The 19,238-nt window shown below is 70.7% G+C and carries 19 protein-coding genes and 1 tRNA gene; 12 read left to right on the forward strand and 8 right to left on the reverse strand.

Annotated features, from left to right (window positions below; all coding sequences use genetic code 11):
* The first annotated feature begins 140 nt into the window (after positions 1-140).
* From ACRAKF_RS21590 to ACRAKF_RS21600, 3 genes are all read left to right on the forward strand, one after another.
* Positions 141-659, forward strand: coding sequence for a hypothetical protein (locus ACRAKF_RS21590; RefSeq protein ID WP_447038899.1), 519 nt, complete (start codon positions 141-143; stop codon positions 657-659).
* A 35-nt stretch (positions 660-694) separates the two neighbouring features.
* Positions 695-1,240, forward strand: coding sequence for a GIY-YIG nuclease family protein (locus ACRAKF_RS21595; protein WP_447038901.1), 546 nt, complete (start codon positions 695-697; stop codon positions 1,238-1,240).
* A gap of 213 nt (positions 1,241-1,453) precedes the next feature.
* Positions 1,454-1,612: a hypothetical protein gene (locus ACRAKF_RS21600; protein WP_447038902.1), complete on the forward strand. Its 159-nt coding sequence runs from the start codon at positions 1,454-1,456 to the stop codon at positions 1,610-1,612.
* 277 nt (positions 1,613-1,889) lie between these two features.
* On the opposite strand, the gene phoU is transcribed toward ACRAKF_RS21600, so the two are convergent.
* Positions 1,890-2,570: a phosphate signaling complex protein PhoU gene (gene phoU, locus ACRAKF_RS21605; RefSeq protein ID WP_447038903.1), complete on the reverse strand. Its 681-nt coding sequence runs from the start codon at positions 2,568-2,570 to the stop codon at positions 1,890-1,892.
* A 273-nt stretch (positions 2,571-2,843) separates the two neighbouring features.
* Between phoU and ACRAKF_RS21610 the strand changes: the two genes are divergently transcribed.
* Positions 2,844-4,148 (forward strand): sensor histidine kinase, encoded by a 1,305-nt coding sequence (locus ACRAKF_RS21610; protein WP_447038904.1) that lies wholly within the window; start codon positions 2,844-2,846, stop codon positions 4,146-4,148.
* Positions 4,145-4,825 (forward strand): response regulator, encoded by a 681-nt coding sequence (locus tag ACRAKF_RS21615; protein WP_447038905.1) that lies wholly within the window; start codon positions 4,145-4,147, stop codon positions 4,823-4,825. The genes ACRAKF_RS21610 and ACRAKF_RS21615 overlap by 4 nt, the downstream gene beginning before the upstream one ends.
* 117 nt (positions 4,826-4,942) lie before the next feature.
* Here the strand turns inward: ACRAKF_RS21615 and ACRAKF_RS21620 are convergent, their stop codons facing one another.
* Positions 4,943-5,686, reverse strand: coding sequence for a DUF461 domain-containing protein (locus ACRAKF_RS21620; RefSeq protein WP_447038906.1), 744 nt, complete (start codon positions 5,684-5,686; stop codon positions 4,943-4,945).
* A 601-nt stretch (positions 5,687-6,287) separates the two neighbouring features.
* On the opposite strand from ACRAKF_RS21620, the gene ACRAKF_RS21625 reads away from it, so the two are divergent.
* The 6 genes from ACRAKF_RS21625 (at position 6,288) to ACRAKF_RS21650 (ending at position 12,591) form a co-directional block, all read left to right on the forward strand.
* Positions 6,288-6,770, forward strand: a complete 483-nt coding sequence (locus tag ACRAKF_RS21625) for a CarD family transcriptional regulator (RefSeq protein ID WP_003953493.1) — start codon at positions 6,288-6,290, stop codon at positions 6,768-6,770.
* A gap of 262 nt (positions 6,771-7,032) precedes the next feature.
* Positions 7,033-7,764: a 2-C-methyl-D-erythritol 4-phosphate cytidylyltransferase gene (ispD, locus tag ACRAKF_RS21630; protein WP_447038907.1), complete on the forward strand. Its 732-nt coding sequence runs from the start codon at positions 7,033-7,035 to the stop codon at positions 7,762-7,764.
* Positions 7,754-8,257 (forward strand): 2-C-methyl-D-erythritol 2,4-cyclodiphosphate synthase, encoded by a 504-nt coding sequence (gene ispF / locus ACRAKF_RS21635; RefSeq protein WP_447038908.1) that lies wholly within the window; start codon positions 7,754-7,756, stop codon positions 8,255-8,257. The genes ispD and ispF overlap by 11 nt, the downstream gene beginning before the upstream one ends.
* Before the next feature lie 68 nt (positions 8,258-8,325).
* On the forward strand, positions 8,326-9,726 hold the full coding sequence (gene cysS / locus ACRAKF_RS21640; RefSeq protein ID WP_447038910.1) for a cysteine--tRNA ligase: 1,401 nt from the start codon (positions 8,326-8,328) through the stop codon (positions 9,724-9,726).
* Between the two features lie 105 nt (positions 9,727-9,831).
* Positions 9,832-10,776, forward strand: coding sequence for a 23S rRNA (guanosine(2251)-2'-O)-methyltransferase RlmB (gene rlmB, locus ACRAKF_RS21645; RefSeq protein WP_447038912.1), 945 nt, complete (start codon positions 9,832-9,834; stop codon positions 10,774-10,776).
* Positions 10,777-10,890: 114 nt separating this feature from the next.
* Positions 10,891-12,591 carry a DoxX family protein gene (locus tag ACRAKF_RS21650; protein ID WP_447038913.1) on the forward strand — a complete coding sequence of 567 codons (1,701 nt, stop codon included), beginning with the start codon at positions 10,891-10,893 and terminating at the stop codon, positions 12,589-12,591.
* A gap of 77 nt (positions 12,592-12,668) precedes the next feature.
* Here ACRAKF_RS21650 and ACRAKF_RS21655 read toward each other — a convergent pair whose 3' ends face one another.
* The 3 genes from ACRAKF_RS21655 to ACRAKF_RS21665 all read right to left on the reverse strand — a co-directional run bounded on the left by ACRAKF_RS21655 (position 12,669) and on the right by ACRAKF_RS21665 (position 15,283).
* The gene (locus ACRAKF_RS21655; protein ID WP_447038915.1) at positions 12,669-13,388 is read right to left on the reverse strand and encodes a nucleotidyltransferase family protein; all 720 of its coding nucleotides are present in this window, start codon (positions 13,386-13,388) and stop codon (positions 12,669-12,671) included.
* 51 nt (positions 13,389-13,439) lie between these two features.
* Positions 13,440-13,898, reverse strand: coding sequence for a hypothetical protein (locus ACRAKF_RS21660; protein ID WP_447038917.1), 459 nt, complete (start codon positions 13,896-13,898; stop codon positions 13,440-13,442).
* A 248-nt stretch (positions 13,899-14,146) separates the two neighbouring features.
* Entirely contained in the window at positions 14,147-15,283 is a 1,137-nt protein-coding gene (locus tag ACRAKF_RS21665; RefSeq protein ID WP_447038919.1) for an ABC transporter ATP-binding protein, read from the reverse strand.
* A 207-nt stretch (positions 15,284-15,490) separates the two neighbouring features.
* On the opposite strand from ACRAKF_RS21665, the gene ACRAKF_RS21670 reads away from it, so the two are divergent.
* Positions 15,491-15,564, forward strand: a tRNA-Thr gene (locus tag ACRAKF_RS21670).
* A 47-nt stretch (positions 15,565-15,611) separates the two neighbouring features.
* Here ACRAKF_RS21670 and ACRAKF_RS21675 read toward each other — a convergent pair.
* The 3 genes from ACRAKF_RS21675 to ACRAKF_RS21685 all read right to left on the reverse strand — a co-directional run bounded on the left by ACRAKF_RS21675 (position 15,612) and on the right by ACRAKF_RS21685 (position 19,237).
* Positions 15,612-17,021, reverse strand: coding sequence for a tyrosine-type recombinase/integrase (locus ACRAKF_RS21675; RefSeq protein ID WP_447038920.1), 1,410 nt, complete (start codon positions 17,019-17,021; stop codon positions 15,612-15,614).
* A gap of 63 nt (positions 17,022-17,084) precedes the next feature.
* A complete protein-coding gene (locus ACRAKF_RS21680; RefSeq protein WP_211826390.1) occupies positions 17,085-17,288 on the reverse strand; it encodes a helix-turn-helix domain-containing protein in 204 nt (67 codons plus the stop codon).
* A 473-nt stretch (positions 17,289-17,761) separates the two neighbouring features.
* Positions 17,762-19,237, reverse strand: coding sequence for an ATP-binding protein (locus ACRAKF_RS21685; protein ID WP_447038921.1), 1,476 nt, complete (start codon positions 19,235-19,237; stop codon positions 17,762-17,764).
* Position 19,238 lies beyond the last annotated feature (1 nt).

Here is a 19,238-nt window from a genome sequence, read left to right on the forward strand (position 1 = left end):
GCGCCTCCTCCACGAGCGCACCGACCGGCCCGCCGTCGGCACCCCGTGGCACCGTGGGGGAACCGACCGGCACGGCATGACGTCTGGCACAGGACGGCCAGGTCGTCGATGGCATCGAGGAACGCCCGGAAGGCGGCGGCATGTTCGTCCTGTTGATGTACGGCGCCCTGCTCGCCGTGCCGCTCTGGGCCATCGCGGTCGTGGTGAAGCTGGTATCGGTCGTCATCCCTGGACGTCGGCCGCACTGGGGCCGGGACCTGCTGCGTTGGTGCACGGGCATGGCGGCTGCCGCAGCCGTCATCGTGTACGTGATCGGGCTCGGGCTGGTCCAGTGGGACGCGAGTGAAGCCGAGTCCGGCGCCGGGTCCTCACCCGCCGTTCCCTGCCGCTCCCTCCCGTCCGGCACGCTCGGCCAACTCGCCGGCCACGAACCCTCCTACTTCCCCCTGGGCTTCGATTGCCTGCTGGACGGGGGGCGCGTCGTGGAGGCCCCCGGCCCCTACAGCTTGCTGAACGCCCTGACGGTGGCCTTCATCCTGGCAGCGGTGCTGTCGCTGCTCGCCGTGGGGTTTCTGGACGAGTACCGGGCACGGGCGGAGATGAAGGCCGGGCGGGCAGGCGATCCTCTGTCCGCGGACGCGGACGCTGATCGAGGTTGAACGTGTCGGTCAGCCGCAGCATGTCTGGAGGCTTTGTGGAAGCTACTGCTCTGGTCAGTCCCGACCGGCTGTGGTCCGCGCAGGAGGTTTTGGCGCGCCCGAGCCCTGTTCCGCCCGTGGCGGGGGTCTACGGGTGGCACTTCGAGCAGTCCCCCCACGCGGAAGTGGACGCCGGACGCCTGCTCTACGTCGGTATAGCCCCGCGGCACATGGCGAACCGGACCAGCACGCAGAACCTGCGCAAGCGGGTGCGCTACCACTACCGGGGCAACGCGGCGGGTTCGACCCTGCGGCTCACCCTGGGGTGCCTGCTCGGTCTTGAGCTGCACCGAGTGGGCAGCGGCAAGCGGATGACCTTCGGCAAGGCCGGCGAAGCGGCCCTCAGCCAGTGGATGGCGGACCACGCACGGGTGTGCTGGGTCGAGCAGATCGAGCCGTGGACATCGGAGTCGCAGCTCATCTCCCGGCTCGACCTCCCGTTGAACCTCGATCAGAACCGGCACAACGCGTTCTACGGCCGCCTGAAGGAACTGCGGGCACAAGCGCGCCGGCGAGCGAGGGAGTCACCGATCAGCTCGTAGGCCGTGCCGCCGGCCGCCGGCCGCCGCCGGGGTTCGCGAGGTGCTTGCAGCGTGCTGCCCCGCACGCAAAGGCCGGGCCACGCGCGCGTGCGCCGTTGATGCGCCCGCCTCGCCGGGAATGCAATGGATGACAGGCGGGAGGCGGTACGCCTTCGTGCGGCACGCCCGTGCCGTACGCACGCCTGTGCCGTACGCCTTCGAGGAGGAGCCCCCATGGCCGAGTCCCTGAAGAACCGAGCCACCCCCGAGCCGTCGGCCGACACTCCGGGCCTGCCGAGGCTCGTGCTGCTCGGCAACTGCGGCTGCGGCTCGGGCTGCAGCTGCGGCTGCCAGTCCGGCGGCAGTTGCCAGTGCGGCGGCGGCTGCGGCTGACCGTGCGCACAAGCGGTGCCCCGCACGGACCTGGCCCCGCGCGGGGCACCGCCTTGCTCACCGCCCAAGGCACCGTCCAGGGCAGGCACCGCCTTGCACACGCCCAAGGCAGGCACCGCCTTGCTCACCGCCCAGCTAGCGCCGTACCGCCGCGGTCACCCGCCGGCGCACCGCCTAGCTCACCGCCCAGGGCAGGCACCGCCCCAAGGCCCCCCACGGTCACCCCCCGGCGCACAGCCCCGTCACCGAAGCCGCCCCCAAAGCCGCCCCCAAAGCCCTACGCCCCCTCCACCGGCGCCCCCGCAGGCTGGATCTCGTCCGCGTGCTCCCCCGTCACCAGGTACACGACCCGCTTCGCCACGGACACCGCGTGGTCCGCGAAGCGCTCGTAGTAGCGGCCGAGGAGCGTCACGTCGACGGCCGTCTCGATGCCGTGCTGCCAGCGGTCGTCCATCAGGTGCTGGAAGAGCGTGCGGTGGAGCTGGTCCATCTCGTCGTCGTCCTGCTCCAGCTGGAGCGCGAGATCGACGTCCTTGGTGATGATGACCTCCGCCGCCTTCGCCATCAGGCGCTGCGCGAGCTGGCCCATCTCCAGGATCGTGGCGTGCAGGTCGTGCGGCACCGCCGAAGCGGGGAAACGCAGCCGGGCGAGCTTCCCCACGTGCTGGGCCAGGTCGCCCGAGCGCTCCAGGTCGGCGCTCATCCGCAGCGAGGTGACGACGATGCGCAGATCGGTGGCGACCGGCTGCTGCCGCGCGAGCAGGGCTATCGCGCGCGCCTCCAGGTCATGCTGAAGATCGTCGACCTTCTGGTCGGCGGCGATGACGCTCTCGGCCATCTTCAGATCGGCGTCGAGCATGGCCGTCGTGGCGCGCCCGATCGCGGACCCGACCAGGCGGGCCATCTCCACCAGGCCTTCGCCGATCGAGTCAAGTTCCTCGTGGTACGCGTCCCGCATGTGACTGTCCCTCTCTAGTACGTCCCAGGGGGCTGACCCCCACGCTCCCACGGTGCGGCCCGCACGCGTCCGTTTCCGGCACCTCACGTGAACCGTCCCCATCATCAAGGTGAACTGTGGGAGACGCCTGGCGGCACGTCCGGGCGGCCCCCCGCCAGGGCGTCCGGAGGAAGTGAACCAGTGCCGTCCCCACAGTGAACTCTGGGCGACGAGTGTTCGAGGCGGCCCCCCTTTGGCTGTGGCCTGCACTCGACCGGCGCATAACCTGGACCCATGGACGTGAACGCGGCAGTCGCCGCAGTGGCAGCGATCGCCGGAGTATGTACCGGTGTCATCGCCATGCTGGCGTTCCGCTGGAGCGAGCGCGACCAGAAACGCCCCACCCGGACCTCCCTGCACACCGACCCGGTACTGCCACCGGGTGTCGACACGGTCCTCTCCGTGCTGCGCTCCTCCGCGGTCGTCCTCGACGAGGCCGACAGCGTGGTCAAGGCGAGCTCGGCGGCGTATGCCCTCGGGCTCGTGCGCGGCGGCAAGCTCGCCGTCGAACCGATGCTTCAGATGGCCCGCGACACCCGCCGCGACGGGGAGATACGCCAGGTCGAACTGGACCTGCCCCGGCGCGGCACCGGCCGCGGCGAGGCCCTGGCGGTCTCCGCGCGGGTGGCGCCGCTCGGCTCCCGGCTCGTGCTGCTCCTTGTCGAGGACCTCACGGAGGCCCGCCGCATCGAGGCGGTACGCCGCGACTTCGTCGCCAACGTGAGCCATGAGCTGAAGACCCCGGTGGGGGCACTCTCCCTGCTCTCCGAGGCCGTCATGGACGCCTCCGACGACCCCGAGGCCGTCGAGCGCTTCGCGGGCCGCATGCAGATCGAGGCGACCCGCCTGACCAGCCTCGTCCAGGAGCTCATCGACCTCTCCCGGGTACAGAACGACGACCCCCTGGAGGACGCGGAGCCGGTCCGCGTCGACGAACTGGTGGCGGAGGCGATGGACCGCAGCCGGCACCAGGCCTCGCACAAGCAGATCACCATGGTGGCCGGGGGCACCGCGGAGCTCCAGATCTGGGGCAACCGCGGCCAGCTCGCGGCGGCCCTCGGCAACCTCGTCGAGAACGCGGTGAACTACAGCCCCGCCCGCACCCGCGTGGGCATAGCCGCCCGCCGGATCGCGGCACCCGGCGGCGGAGGCGCCTACCAGGCCTTCGGCACCGGGGAGATGATCGAGGTGGCCGTCACCGACCAGGGCATCGGCATCTCCGACAAGGACAAGGAGCGCATCTTCGAGCGCTTCTACCGCGTCGACCCGGCCCGCTCACGGGCCACCGGCGGCACGGGCCTCGGCCTCGCCATCGTCAAGCACGTGGCCGCCTCGCACGGCGGGGAGGTCACGGTGTGGAGCTCCGAGGGACAGGGCTCCACGTTCACCCTGCGGCTGCCGGAGGCGGCCGCGCACCGCGACCGCGGAACCGGACACGGCGGCGGACTCGACGACGAGACCACTCCACCCGACGCGACCACAGCGGCTACAGCGACCACTACGTACGAACCCATCCCTGCCCCGGAGGTCCTTCCGTGACCCGAGTGCTCGTCGTCGAGGACGAGGAATCCTTCAGCGACGTTCTGTCCTACATGCTCCGCAAGGAGGGCTTCGAAGTCGCCATCGCGGCGACAGGCCCGGACGGACTCGACGAATTCGAGCGCAACGGCGCCGACCTCGTCCTGCTCGACCTCATGCTGCCCGGCCTGCCCGGGACCGAGGTGTGCCGGCAGTTGCGCGGCCGCTCCAACGTCCCGGTGATCATGGTCACCGCCAAGGACAGCGAGATCGACAAGGTGGTGGGCCTGGAAATAGGGGCCGACGACTACGTCACCAAGCCGTTCTCCTCGCGGGAGCTCGTCGCCCGCATCCGCGCGGTGCTGCGCCGCCGCGGTGAGCCCGAGGAGGTCGCCCCGCAGGCCCTGGAGGCGGGGCCGGTCCGCATGGACGTGGACCGCCACGTGGTGACGGTCTCCGGCTCCAAGGTCGACCTGCCGCTCAAGGAGTTCGACCTCCTGGAGATGCTGCTGCGCAACGCGGGCCGCGTGCTGACCCGTATGCAGCTCATCGACCGCGTCTGGGGCGCGGACTACGTGGGGGACACCAAGACCCTCGACGTCCACGTCAAGCGCCTGCGCGCCAAGATCGAGCCGGACCCGGGCGCGCCGCGCTACCTGGTGACGGTGCGCGGCCTCGGCTACAAGTTCGAGCCGTAGGCCGACAGGCCGCCGTCCGAGCGGCCGACGACGGCAAGAAGGGCGGGACCCGACCGGGGTCCCGCCCTTCCGCGTGCTGCCTGCGCGCCGGGGCGCGCACACGTACGCGTACGTGGATCAGTGCTGGGTGCCCGTACCCGTACCGGTACCCGCTTCGTCGGAGGCCTGGCCGCCGTCGGCCGGAGCGGACGGGTCGGTGCCGGCCTCGCCCTCGGCGTGGCCCTCCTCCTGGCCGGCGTTCTCGCCCACCGGCTGGTCGCTCTCGCCGGCGGACGGCTTGTCGGAGGCGTCGGCGGGGGCGGACGGCTTGTTCTCCGGCGCCTTCGGGACCTCGGTCGGGCCCCACTCGCTGAAGTAGCTCTCGGCGGGGACGACGAACGCCTGGAGCCGCACGTCGCCCGTCGTGCTGAAGGAGAACGTGATCCGCTGGGCGTTGCCGTCCTTGACGGCGCCGCGGCTGCTGGGCAGCACCGCGGTGGGGTTGTCCTTGCCGCCGATGACGACGGAGCCGCCGGCGGGGATGGTCAGCGAGCCGTTCGCCTTGGACTTCTTGTCGTCCTTGGCGGGTGTGATCTTGGCCTTCTTGTCGGTGCCGTCGACCGTGATCGACTCAAGGGTCTGGTCCTTGGACCCGTCGTTGAAGACCGTCGCGGAGACCACGGCGGGGCCCTTGGACTTCAGGTCGGGCTGCGTGATGACCATGGCGTTCTGGATCTTGATGTCGCCGACGGAGGTCGCGGCGTTGTCCGGCCTGACCTCCAGCGTCTGAGCGTCGTTGCCCGCGCCGCACGCGGCGAGCGAGGCGAGCGAGAACGCGATGGCGGTGGCGGCGATGGCGCCGCGTCGAAGGCTGCGGCTCACGGCGGCGGCAACTCCTTGGGCGAGAGGTACGGGCGGATCGGGCGGCCGTAAAGCCGCCCTAAGGGTGTGTCAGCGCGCTCAGGTTACCGAGCCGCCCCCGCGCCGCCGCACCCGACCCGCCCCTACGGGCCACGAGCCTCCACGTGCCTCGTCCGAACCGCCCGTCCCAATGACCCCGGGCCCACCATTCACATAAGTGCCGTCAAGTGCTCCGGCGGCCGGGCCTGCGGATTTCCCGCGAGGAATGCGTGAACGTACGGAGAATTGATCTTCGGGCGGCTTGATCAATTCTGCAATCGCGCGGCGCGGAGTCCGGCACGCCTCTTCGCCCGCCGAACGGAGTAGCGAAAGTTCAACACGAGGAACCGCGCAAACCGGGACGTTCGGCCGCTGCGGGCGCCCTCCGGAGGTGCGTAACGCCCACGTTTCTCCCGTCCCGGAGAGCCGCTCCGACCTGCGAATACCCCCTTCCGGGAGTCGTCCGCAGCACGTTCCTGTTGCTGTTGTCAAGCCCCGAGATATGCCCTGACCTGCGAAAACGCCATTCAGAAGAGGCAGTTCTCGTGTTAGGATGGATAGCCACGGAAGGGGTACCTGTCACATGACGTTCAAGGTTGGCGACACCGTGGTCTATCCCCATCACGGGGCCGCGCTGATCGAGGCTATCGAAACTCGCCAGATCAAAGGCGTGGACAAGACCTACTTGGTGCTGAAGGTCGCCCAGGGCGATCTGACGGTACGTGTGCCAGCGGACAATGCGGAGTTCGTCGGCGTGCGTGATGTGGTCGGTCAGGACGGGCTGGACCGGGTCTTCGAAGTACTGCGAGCGCCGTACGCCGAAGAGCCCACGAACTGGTCGCGTCGTTACAAGGCAAATCTCGAGAAGCTCGCGTCCGGCGATGTCATCAAGGTCGCGGAAGTCGTGCGTGACCTGTGGCGCCGGGAGCGGGAGCGCGGACTGTCCGCAGGTGAGAAGCGCATGCTCGCCAAGGCGCGCCAGATCCTGGTGAGCGAGCTCGCCCTCGCGGAGAACACGAACGAGGACAAGGCCGAGGCCCTGCTCGACGAGGTCCTCGCGTCCTGACGCGCAAGGCCTGAGGCAGTGCCCTGGCCGTGCACGCGCAACCATGCCGCGGTGCCCGCTGACCCTATGAGGAGTCGCCGGGCGCTGCGGCATGTCCGTACCCGGTGTGGCGTGCCGGGCTCGGGCGGTCGGCTCGACCGGATGTCACGGAAGGGTCCGGTCAAGGGTGTCGGCCCGGCACTCCCCCGGCTCTCCTTGCTCGAGCGGGGGCACGCCCAGGCCATACCCACGTCGGCCGAGCACACAAACCTGAACGGAACCGATGTCTAGCGAATCCCGCACCGCGGTGGTCATTCCCGCGGCAGGCCGGGGCGTGCGCCTCGGCCCCGGCGCGCCCAAAGCACTCCGCGCGCTGAACGGCACCCCGATGCTCATCCACGCGGTCCGCGCCATGGCGGAGTCCCGCGCCGTCTCCCTCGTCGTCGTGGTGGCACCGCCGGACGGCGCCCAGGAGGTCAAGAACCTCCTCGACGACCACGCGCTGCCCGACCGCACGGACTTCGTCGTCGTGCCCGGCGGCGACTCCCGCAAGGAGTCCGTCCGGGCGGGGCTCGACGCCCTGCCGCCCGGCATCGACATCGTGCTCGTGCACGACGCGGCCCGCCCCCTGGTGCCCGTCGACACGGTCGACGGCGTCATCGAGGCCGTACGCGACGGAGCCCTCGCCGTGGTGCCCGCGCTGCCGCTCACCGACACCGTCAAGCAGGTCGGTGCCGCCGGGGAGCCCGGCGGCCCCGAGCCCGTCGTGGCCACGCCCGACCGGGCCACGCTGCGCGCGGTGCAGACCCCGCAGGGCTTCGACCACGCCACGCTCCGGCGCGCCCACGACACCGTCACCGCGGACGTCACGGACGACGCCGGCATGGTCGAGCGGCTCGGCCTGCCCGTCGTCGTCGTACCGGGCCACGAGGAGGCCTTCAAGGTGACGCGCCCCCTCGACCTGGTCCTCGCCGAGGCCGTGCTCGCCCGCAGGAGGGCCAACGATGGCTTCTGAGTCGCCGCGGGTCCTGCTGCCGCAGGTCGGCATCGGCACCGACATCCACGCCTTCGAGGAGGGCCGCGACCTCTGGTGCGCCGGCCTGAAGTGGGAGGGCGAGGGCCCCGGGCTCGCCGGGCACTCCGACGCCGACGTCGTCGCCCACGCCGCGTGCAACGCGCTGTTCTCGGCCGCGGGCCTCGGCGACCTCGGGGCCCACTTCGGCACCGGACGCCCCGAGTGGTCCGGCGCCTCGGGGCTCACCCTGCTGGCCGAGGCCGCCCGTATCGTCCGCGACGCCGGTTTCACCATCGGCAATGTGGCGGTGCAGGTCATCGGCGACCGGCCCAAGATCGGCAAACGACGCGACGAGGCGCAGAAGGTGCTCTCCGAGGCCGCGGGCGCACCGGTGTCGGTCTCCGGCGCCACCACCGACGGCCTCGGCTTCCCGGGCCGCGGCGACGGACTGGCCGCGGTCGCCACGGCTCTGGTCGCCCGCACACCGTCCTGACGTCACAGTTCGTCCCCGGTGGGGGAAGGGGGCGTGGGGCACTGCCCCGCGCCCACTACCCTGGAGTGGTGACGATTCGCCTGTACGACACCAGCGCCCGGCAGATCCGTGACTTCAGCCCTCTCAACGACGGCTGCGTCTCGATCTACCTCTGTGGTGCCACGGTGCAGGCGGCCCCGCACATCGGGCACATCAGGTCGGGCCTGAACTTCGACATCATGCGCCGCTGGTTCGCCTACCGCGGCTACGACGTGACGTTCGTGCGCAACGTGACCGACATCGACGACAAGATCATCAAGAAGTCGGCCGAGCAGGGCCGCCCCTGGTGGTCGATCGGGTACGAGAACGAGCGCGCCTTCAACAGCGGTTACGACGTGCTCGGCTGCCTGCCGCCCACCTACGAGCCGCGCGCCACCGGGCACGTGACCGAGATGGTCGAGATGATGCGCGGCCTCATCGAGCGCGGACACGCCTATGAGGCGGACGGCAGCGTCTACTTCGACGTGCGCTCCTGGCCGCAGTACCTGGAGCTCTCCAACCAGGACATCGACGACCTGCGCCAGCCCGACGAGGGCGTCGCGGGCAAGCGCGACCCGCGCGACTTCGCCATGTGGAAGGCCGTCAAGCCGGGCGAGCCCGCCTGGGAGACGCCCTTCGGCCGTGGCCGCCCCGGCTGGCACCTGGAGTGCTCGGCGATGGCCCACAAGTACCTGGGCACCGAGTTCGACATCCACGGCGGCGGGATCGACCTGATCTTCCCCCACCACGAGAACGAGATCGCCCAGGCCAAGGCCTTCGGCGACACCTTCGCGCGGTACTGGGTGCACAACGGCTGGGTCACCATGAGCGGCGAGAAGATGTCGAAGTCCCTCGGGAACTCGGTGCTCGTGAGCGAGATGGTCAAGCAGTGGCGCCCCATCGTGCTCCGCTACTACCTGGGCACCCCGCACTACCGCTCGATGATCGAGTACAGCGAAGAGGCCCTGCGCGAGGCCGAGTCCGCGTTCGCCCGCATCGAGGGCTTCGTGCAGCGCGTGGTGGAGAAGGCCGGCGGGGTCGTCGAGCCCGCCGACCAGGTGCCGCCCGCCTTCGCCGACGCCATGGACGACGACATGGGCGTCCCGCAGGCGCTCGCCATCGTCCACACCACGGTCCGCCAGGGCAACAGCGCCCTGGCCGCCGACGACAAGGAAGCCGCCGTGGCGCGGCTCGCCGAGGTGCGGGCCATGCTCGGCGTCCTCGGCCTCGACCCGCTCGACCCGCAGTGGGCCGTCGGCGAGAGCCGGCGCGGCGAGGATCTGCACGGCGTGGTCGACACCCTCGTACGCATGGTCCTCGACCAGCGGGAGGCGGCGCGGGCCCGCAAGGACTGGGCCACCGCCGACGCCATCCGCGACCAACTGGGCCAGTCGGGCCTCGTCATCGAGGACAGCCCGGCCGGTCCGCGCTGGACGCTCGGGCCGCGCTAGGACCCGCTGATGTGCCGCCCGGCGTTCAGGGCGGCACACTTCATAGACGTACACCCTCGCGCGTACGGACGTACGCGCACACGCATTACGACAGACAGGTAGGTCATGGCCGCTAACAACCGCCGCATGTCCGGCAAGAAGGGCGCACAGGTCGGCAGCGGCGGCAATCGGCGCCGCGGCCTTGAGGGCAAGGGTCCGACGCCGCCCGCCGAGGCGCGCAAGGGGCATGTGAAGAACCGCATCGCCACCGTCAAGGCCAAGAAGGCCGTGGGCCGCCGTTCCGCGCCGAAGGGGCGTGGCGGCAAGGGCACCTCCGAGATGGTCGTCGGCCGCAACGCGGTCTTCGAGGCGCTGCGCGACGGCGTGCCCGCCACCACGCTCTACGTCCAGCAGTTCATCGACAACGACGAGCGGGTGCGCGAGGCGCTCCAGCTCGCGGCCGAGCGCGGCGGCATCCACCTCATGGAGGCGCCGCGGCCCGAGCTCGACCGCATGACGAACGGCCTCAACCACCAGGGGCTCGTCCTCCAGGTCCCGCCGTACGAGTACGCGCACCCCGAGGACCTCGCCGCCGCCGCGTACGACGGCCGTGAGGACCCGCTGATCGTCGCGCTCGACGGCGTGACGGACCCGCGCAACCTCGGCGCGGTCGTCCGCTCCGTCGCCGCCTTCGGCGGGCACGGGGTCCTCGTGCCCGAGCGGCGCGCGGCCGGTATGACGGCCGGTGCCTGGAAGACGTCGGCGGGCGCGGCCGCGCGCACGCCGGTCGCCCGCGCCACGAACCTGACGCGCGCCCTGGAGGCGTACAAGAAGGCGGGCATCGCCGTCGTCGGCCTCGCGGCGGACGGCGAGCACAAGGTCGGCGACCTCACGGCGCTCGGCGGTCCCGTCGTCATCGTCGTCGGCAGCGAGGGCAAGGGCCTCTCCCGCCTCGTCGGCGAGACGTGCGACTACCGGGTCCGCATCCCGATGCCCGGCGGCACCGAGTCGCTGAACGCGGGCGTCGCGGCGGGCATCGTGCTCTACGAGGCCGCGCGGCGCAGGGCCTGAGGCCTCACACCGCCATAGCTGAGCCGTCATGTCCGGGCCGCGTTGATCTTTTGACGCGGTCCGGACATTTCTCCGTGGTCAAGGCAGTGTCCTAAACACACATCACTCGGTTAGATGAGTGTGGACACCAGAACACCCCGCACTCCCACGGGGGGAAGCTCGTCAGGCTTCGACGAAGCTCCCGCGCTGAGCATGGTGAAGGTGCCGAGCGACCCGGCGCAGGTCATCGTCAATCACGCGAGCTTCCGCGTGCAGCTCCCCGCCGCTGGGCGCACTCAATCCCCGCGTATCTCACGGCACTTGGGCGCGGCCGGCCCGACGGTGCGCCTCTCCGCAGCGGACACGGCCGCCAAGCGCCGCACGCCCGTCGTCTGGAGCGGCAGGTCCGAGCCGGACGACACCGGCGCGATCAGACTCCTGCAAGCCGTGCGCGGCAGAAGCGTGCGCCGTTCGGCCGAAGACACAGGGCCCTTCGACGACGCGGGCGCCACCCAGGTCATCCCCCGCGTCGGCTACGACGAGGGCCCGGAGACCGTCACGACGCCCGGCCTCACCGGCGGCCGCGGCCACGAGACCCACCTGCTGCCGCAGATGCGGATGCCCAGCAGCGACTACGACGAGCGGACCGCAGAGAACGAGCGGCTCGGCCCACACGAGAACGCGCACGACGCACACGAGAACGCGTACGACGACGCGTACGACGACGCGTACGAGATCGCGTACGACGACGGGGCGGAGGGCGAGGAGCGCAGGCGGCGGCACGGTGCCGACCCGGTCCGCCACGCCTACTACCCCGGGCGCCGGATGAACCTCGGGGTCGTCCTCCTGCCGCTCCGCGTCTTCCTCGGCTTCATCTCCGTCTACGCGGGCATCGGCAAGCTCTGCGACCCCGTCTACTTCGACGGCGGCGACCGCGGCTCCATGGTCAAGTGGCTCAACTCCCTGCACCCGTGGGCCCTGGCCGAGCCGCTGCGCGACTTCGCGCTCCAGCACCCGGTGGGCGCCGGGCTCAGCGTCGCCTTCCTCCAGGTCATCGTCGGCGTCCTGACGGTCCTCGGACTCTGGCAGCGGGTCGCGGCCGGGTTCGGCGTGCTGCTCTCCGCCGCGCTCCTGGTCACCGTGAGCTGGAAGACCGTCCCCGCCTACGACGCGCCGGACATCATCTACCTCGCCGCCTGGTCGCCGCTGATCATCGCGGGCGCCCCCGTCTACTCCGTGGACGGCCGCCTCGCGGGCGAGGCCTGGCGCACGCTCGGGCCGCGCGTCGACATCTGGTCCCTGCGGCGGCGCGTGCTGCGGCGCGGCGCGCTGGTCGGCGGGTTCGCGGTCGGCCTGACCCTGCTGATCGGCTCGCTCCTCGGCAGCGCGGTGCGCGACGCCGACCGGGTCACCGTGCCGGGTCCCGGCGAGGCCCCGCGCAACGAACTGCCCGGCTCACCGCTCCCCGGAGACCCCGCGAAGAAGCAGCGGCGCCAGGCGCAGAGCCCGTCCGCCACCACCGGCTCGCCCACGCAGGGCGGCGACTCCGCGGGGCCCACGCAGGGCGCCACGGCTCCCGGCACGGCCGGCGAGACGGGCACCGCGGGCACGGCGGGGCCGCCCAGCCAGACGCAGGGCGGCGCCGCCGCCGTGGAGCAGGCGCCGCCGCAGCAGACGACGCCGCAGGAACAGCAGCAGCAGGCCCCGGCCTCCTCCGCGGGACCCTCCTCCGGCGGTACGGGCAGCTCCGCCGGTACCAGTAGTGGCGGTACGGGCGGCAGCGGCGGCTCCGAGGGCCGGAAGCCAGGGCTTCTGGGTGGTGTTCTGGGGCGCTGACCCGGCGACGCGATGACAGTGGGGCCCCGCACAGGTGCTGTGCGGGGCCCCCATCTCGTACGTCCTGTGAATGATTCTCAGCGGCTCTGGGCGGCCAGTTCCTTGGCGGCTTCGGTGAGGTCCTTGGCCGTGTCGATGGCGCGCCAGTAGGCACCCTGGGGGAGCGGGAAGCCCGCGAGGCGCTTCTCCCTGGCCAGGCGCGGGAACGTGGTGCGCTCGTGGTCGCCGAGGTCCGGCAGGAGCGCGGTGAAGGCGGCGGAGAAGACGTAGACGCCGGCGTTGATGAGGTAGGGCGACGGCGGCGCCTCGATGAAGTCCGTGATGTGGCCGAACGCGTCCGTCTCGACGGCGCCCCACGGGATGCGGGGCCGGGCCAGGGCGAGCGTCGCGGTGGCGTCCCGCTCGGCGTGGAAGGCCGCCATGTCGCGCAGCGAGAAGCGGGTCCAGATGTCGCCGTTCGTCGCGTACCAGGGGCGGTCCGCGTGCGGGAGGTGGCGGGCGGCGTACTTGAGGCCGCCGCCGCGGCCGAGCGGCTCCTTCTCCACGACCGTGGTGACGTTCAGCGGGAGGTCGGCGGAGTCGAGCCACTCCTGGAGGACCTCGGCGAGGTGGCCGCAGGAGATGACGGCGTCCGTCACTCCCTCGGCGGCCAGCCAGGCGAGCTGATGGCCGATGATCGGAGTCCCCGTACCGGGGATCTCGACCATCGGCTTGGGCCGGTCGTCGGTGTACGGCCGGAGGCGGGAGCCTTGGCCTCCGGCCAGGACGACGGCCTGCGTGGGGTTCGGCGTGGTCATGCCGGAAACCCTACGCGGCGGTAGCGGCGGGCCGGCGGGGGCCGGCCCCGCTCAGCGGTTCTGGTGCGTGGCCACGCCCGTCGCGTACGAGGTGTCGCAGACGGGCCTGGCGTACGACTGGGCGCGCGTCGGGCCGTACGCCTGCACGGCGGCGCGGCCGAGGGCACGGGCGATGGACATGCAGTGCCGGGCCAGCGAGGGGTGGCGGTCCATCTCCCGCTGGAGGTGCGTGAGCGCCACGCCGGGGTTCTTCTCCTGGAGCTCCAGGAGCAGCCGGTCGCGCAGGACGTCCTGCGGGGCGCGGGACTTGGCGGGCTTGGACAGGTCGTCGGCGGACGCGGTGAGCATCGAATCCGACGGGTTGCCCGACCAGTTGACGCTCGTGACCGCGAGGGTCCCGGAGAGCACCAGCATCACGGGCAGGACGAGAGAGAGCGTGCGGCCGATGCGGCGGGCGGGGCCTCGGTGGGCTCGGCGCGGCTTCTGGTGGTAGTTGGCGGAGTGCTTCACGCGAGTGAGCGTAGCGCTCGGTGATGATTTGGCGACATTTAGTCACTCGGTCGAGCGACGGCGAAGCCGGTATTTCTTTCACGGTGTTGACGGAGTGGGCGAAATGACGGGTCTGTAGGGGTATTTGTCGACACCCTCATGTTCTGTCCGCGGCGCGGCGATGCGCCGAGGGGCCCCGCACGGTCGGTGCGGGGCCCCTCGGGAAGCGGAACCGGAGTCGGAAGCGGTGCCGGTGTCGGTGCCGGTGCTCAGTCGGAGAGGCGCTCGCCGGTGGACGTGGAGAACACGTGGGTCTCGCCCGGGCGCGGCACGACGTGGAGCTGGGCGCCCTTGTCGGGGACCGCGCGGCCGTTCACGCGGACGACCAGGTCCTTGTGCTCGCCGTTGACCTCGGCGGAGCCGTAGACGTAGCCGTCGGCGCCGAGTTCCTCGACGACGTTGACCGAGACGGCGAGGCCCGCCGGGGCGTCCGCGGTCTCCTTGGAGAGGGACTTCGCGGCCGCGCCGTTCTGCTCGACGATGTCGAAGTGCTCCGGGCGGACGCCGACGGTGACCGTGCGGTCGCCGCGGTCGGCGGCGGCGCTCAGGGCCTCGCGGCTGATCGGCACGACGGAGTTGCCGAACTTCACGCCGCCGTCGGTGATCGGGACCTCGACGAGGTTCATGGCGGGGGAGCCGATGAAGCCGGCGACGAAGAGGTTGACCGGGCGGTCGTACATGTTGCGGGGCGAGTCGACCTGCTGGAGGAGCCCGTCCTTCAGCACGGCCACGCGGTCACCCATGGTCATGGCCTCGACCTGGTCGTGGGTGACGTACACGGTGGTGATGCCGAGGCGGCGCTGAAGGCTCGCGATCTGCGTACGCGTGGACACGCGGAGCTTGGCGTCGAGGTTGGAGAGCGGCTCGTCCATGAGGAAGACCTGCGGCTCACGCACGATCGCGCGGCCCATCGCCACACGCTGGCGCTGACCGCCGGAGAGCGCCTTGGGCTTGCGGCCCAGGTACTCGGTGAGGTCCAGGATCTTCGCCGCGTCCTCGACCTTCTGGCGGATCTCGGCCTTGTTGACGCCGGCGATCTTCAGGGCGAAGCCCATGTTGTCGGCGACGGTCATGTGCGGGTAGAGCGCGTAGTTCTGGAACACCATGGCGATGTCCCGGTCCTTCGGCGGCAGGTGCGTGACGTCGCGGTCACCGATGCGGATCGCGCCCTGGTTCACGTCCTCCAGGCCCGCGAGCATGCGCAGGGAGGTGGACTTTCCGCAGCCGGACGGACCGACGAGGACGAGGAACTCGCCGTCCTCGATCTCGATCTCCAGGCCGTCCACGGCGGGCTTCTCAGAGCCCGGGTAGACGCGGGTCGCCTTGTCGAACGTAACAGTGGCCATGGTGAAGGCCCCCTTCACCGGCAGGAACGTGCCGGACGATCCGAGTAGAGGGAGTGGTGTAGTCCACAGGAGTGAACTGCTCGTGACCGTACCCCGGAGGTCCGTGGTCTGTCAGTAGTCGAGCCGCCCCGACCTTCGAGCCGGCGCGGAAATTTTCGAGGGGCGGGCCGCCGGGGTTGGTTACACTGCACGGGCACACCAGTGCACGCCTCCTTAGCTCAGATGGCCAGAGCAACGCACTTGTAATGCGTAGGTCGTCGGTTCGAATCCGACAGGGGGCTCCGCTGGAACCCCAGGTCAGAGCTGCTCTGACCTGGGGTTTCGTCGTTCAGTGGATGCGGCGACGTCGGCGGGCGCGTGCTGCGCGGGTGTCGGGGGTCTCAGTTGTGGTCTCAGTGGCGCCTTCGGAAGGGCCCGGAACTGGGCTCTGCGGGCCGGGTACGAAGAACTCGCCCATGCGCCGCATCGCGTCCTTCGAGAGGTGGGACCGGCCCTTCACGTAGCGCCGCGTCTGGCTGATCTGGGTGTGCCGCAGGATCTCCATGATGGTGGGCATGTCGACGCCCAGCTCATTCAGAATTGTGCCGGCCGTATGGCGGCTCCCGTCGTAGAGACGGCGGTCGTCGATCCCGGCCTCGGCAAGCAGCTCCTTGAACTCTTCGTAGTCCTGCCGGGGATCGAGCGGACGCCCATCCGGCCGCGAGAACACGACGTCGTGCTCCTCCCACAGCTCTGCCGCTGCGGCTCGCATCTCCTCTTGTCGCGCCTTGTGGTCGTGCAGGAACGGGAGGAACACGGGCGGGATCGGTACGGGGTTCTGGCTCTTCTTGGTCTTGGGGCGGGTGAAGACGAGCCCGCCCCCTTTGCGCTGAGGGCAGGCGCTCGCGTGCTTCGTGCACGTCTTGGTGCAGGGCTTCGGGCAGCCCCGCTTGTAGCCCTTGTGCGTGGTGCAGCTCGGCGGGCACGGGGCGAAGCGATGGAGGCGGCCTCCGCAGGCGTGCGGGTCGCCGCAGCCGTGCCGCCAGGTGAGGCGCTGAAGCTGCCACTTGGGGTGGAACAGCTCGGCTTCGAGGTCGACGTACGACCAGCGCAGGCCGAGCGTCTCGCCCTGCCGGAAGCCCATGCCGACGCCGACGATCCACCGCATGAAGGTGGGCCGCTTGGCGGCGGCTTCGAGGAAGGCCTTGGACTCCTTCTGAGTGAAGGGGTTCGCCTCGGTCTCGTCGACGCTGGGCGGGTCCACGAGGGTGGCCACGTTCTCGCTGATCAGGCGGCGGCGGTGGGCGATTTTCAGGGCGCGGGACAGGATGCGGTGCACCTTCACGACGTGCGAGGGGGCGTGGCCGGCATCGAGCAGGGCCCGGTACATCCGTTCCAGATGCTCCGGCTGCAACTTGTCGATGCGGTGCTGCCCAACGCCCGGAACGATGTCGTTGCGCGTCTTGGACCAGTAGTCATCGAGGGACCGCGGCTTCAGCTTCAGGCTCGCGATATCGGTGAGGTAGGTCTCCATCCACTTCGCTACGGTCGGCGCCCGACCGGCCTTGGTCGCGCGGCCCTCGTTGCGCTGCCGTTCCAGCTCCCTGACCTTGCGCTTGATCTCCGGTTCGGTCTTGGCGCGGCGGTGGCGGCGGTCGGGGCTTCCATCGTTCTTCACGCCCATGGTGACGCGGCCGTGCCACCAGCCGTCGGCGCCGAAGTAGATGGAGGACTCGTTGTTGGGCTTGCGGGGGCTCATGGGCTCCTCCATGCGGGAGGCACCCCGAGCGGGATGCTCGGGGTGCCTCAAGTCGTGCTCGGGTCAGGCGGGCAGAGGGGCGAGGCCCGCCACGTAGCTTTCGAGATCGGAGCGTCGGATCCGGCGCGTGCGGCCCAACTTGATGTACTTCAGGGCGCCTTCGGCCATCAGCTCGTAGACGGTGGAGCGGCCGATGGCGAGTGCTTCGGCCGCCTCTTCGGGCTTGTACAGGAGTCGGTCGACGGGGGCAGCAATCGCGGTGCTCATCCGGGGTGCCTCCTACCGGGGAGGGTCTGGGACGCTTCTCAGGGATCGCGTCTGTCCGAGGTGTGGATTTCTGCGTCATTGCGTCATCAGCGTCATTCGGGCTTCTGACCTGCGGTTTCGCGTGACGCAGTGGTGTAGGGGTGCGTCATTGCCGCGTCATGGGCCGCGTCATGGCATGACGCAGGTGACGCAGGTGACGCAGGATGACGCAGGCGCGGGCGTCTGCGTCATGGATGTCGCCGCAGGTCCGGGGGCGGTTTTGCCGTCCGTGTGACGCAGATGACGCAGCGTTTCCCTCTTAGGAAAAAAGAGGGGGTGGTGTCTGTGGTGGGCGGCGCCGCTTCGAGCGTGAGAAAGGGGCCGCTGCGCGGCGCGTCCTTCTGGCGGCGGCGAGCCGCCGAACAGCAAGAGGAGCACGCATCGCCCCGGGTGCTCCTCTTGCTTGTCCGGGTACGGGCCGCGCGGCGCGCGGGTCAGAAGGCCCGCTTCTGCTCGTGCGGCGGCGGCGCCGCTGTACGGGTCACCTCCAGGTAACGGCCTTCGCTGGTGCGGCCGGAGTCGATGATCACGCCCCGGGCGGCGAGGGTGGGCTGAAGCCGCTTGAGGCGGTCGGAGAGGACTTTTCCGGTGGTCGGCCACCCTTTGGGCAGGGGACGGAAGTCCTCGCCGCTGTAGAGGCCGCTGAGGCAGTGCAGCCACTCCGTGGACGTCATCCGCTGCGCTGCCCCCGGCTCGATGGTGTCGGCGTGCTTGAGGACGGTCTGTGCCAACAGGTCGCCCTCGATGACGTCGTCGTTCAGGTCGTCCAGAGCCGTCCGGTAGGCGGGCAGCGCTCCGAGGCCGGTGGCGGCGTCGAGCTGGGCGCACAGGTGGGCGAAGTCCGCCATCCGCAGATCGGTCGGCGTTTCCGCCTCGGCGGCGCGGACCTTGACCGCGAGGTCCAGGAGCGAGCCGAGGACGACGGGCAGCACCTGGGCGTATTCCGCCCACAGCTCCGCCTCGGTGCGCCGCACGCGGGGCCGGACCAGGCGCAGCGGCAGGAGGCGTTCGGCGAGGTCGGGGCGGATGACGCCGACGTCGATGCCGGTCATGAGCAGGGGGCGGCGGTAGCCGACGCGGAAGACGTCCCCGTCGGTGAACAGGGCGCGCTTGACGTTTTCCGCGCCGGTGACGATGCAGCACATGGCGTCGGAGAGGTCCGGGGTCATGTAGGAGAGGTTGTCCAGGGCGGTGACCCAACCGGCCGCCACTGCCGCGAGCAGGTTCTCCTCATCCTTGGGGGCCCGGCGCAGGTCTCCGCTCATGCCCTCGACGATCCGCAGGAGCATGCGGCCCGCGGTGGACTTGCCCGCGCCCTGGGGCCCGGTGAGGAAGGGTGCGGGCACGGGCACGTCGGGTCCGAGGCAGCCGATGAGCCAGGCGATGGCGAGGCATTCGGTTTCGGCGGTGGCGAAGTTGCACAGCCGCATCAGCAGGTCGATGCCCTTGCCGCCTGTGTCCTTGGCGGGCAGGGGCAGTTCGCCGGTGAGCTGGGTGCGCCGCCACGAGACCTCGCGTGGGTCGGGGATGGTGATGTCCCAGCCGGTGGGGTGGATGCGCACGGACCGCCCGTCATCGCGGCCCAGGTCGAGCCAGGTCGCGCCGTCGTAGCCGGGGGCGACGCGGATGTGGACGGGCTGCACGTCTTCGGTGAGAGCGAGTGCTTCGATCAAGTCCAACGCCTCCTTGAGGGCGGTGCCGTTGAACACGCCGAGTCCGTCGCGGTAGAGGCCGACCATGAGTTCTTGGCGGTGGCTTCCGGTGGTGCCCTGGGAGCGGATCGGGCGGGCCACGGGGTGGCCGTTCTTCTGCGCGTACACGGTGCCGTCGGCGGTGCGGAAGTACCGGAAGTGCGATTGCGCGTAGTCGGTGATGATCTCGCGGGCCGGGTTCTTGTCGTCCTCGGCCATG

Source organism: Streptomyces sp. DSM 118878, assembly GCF_052936595.1.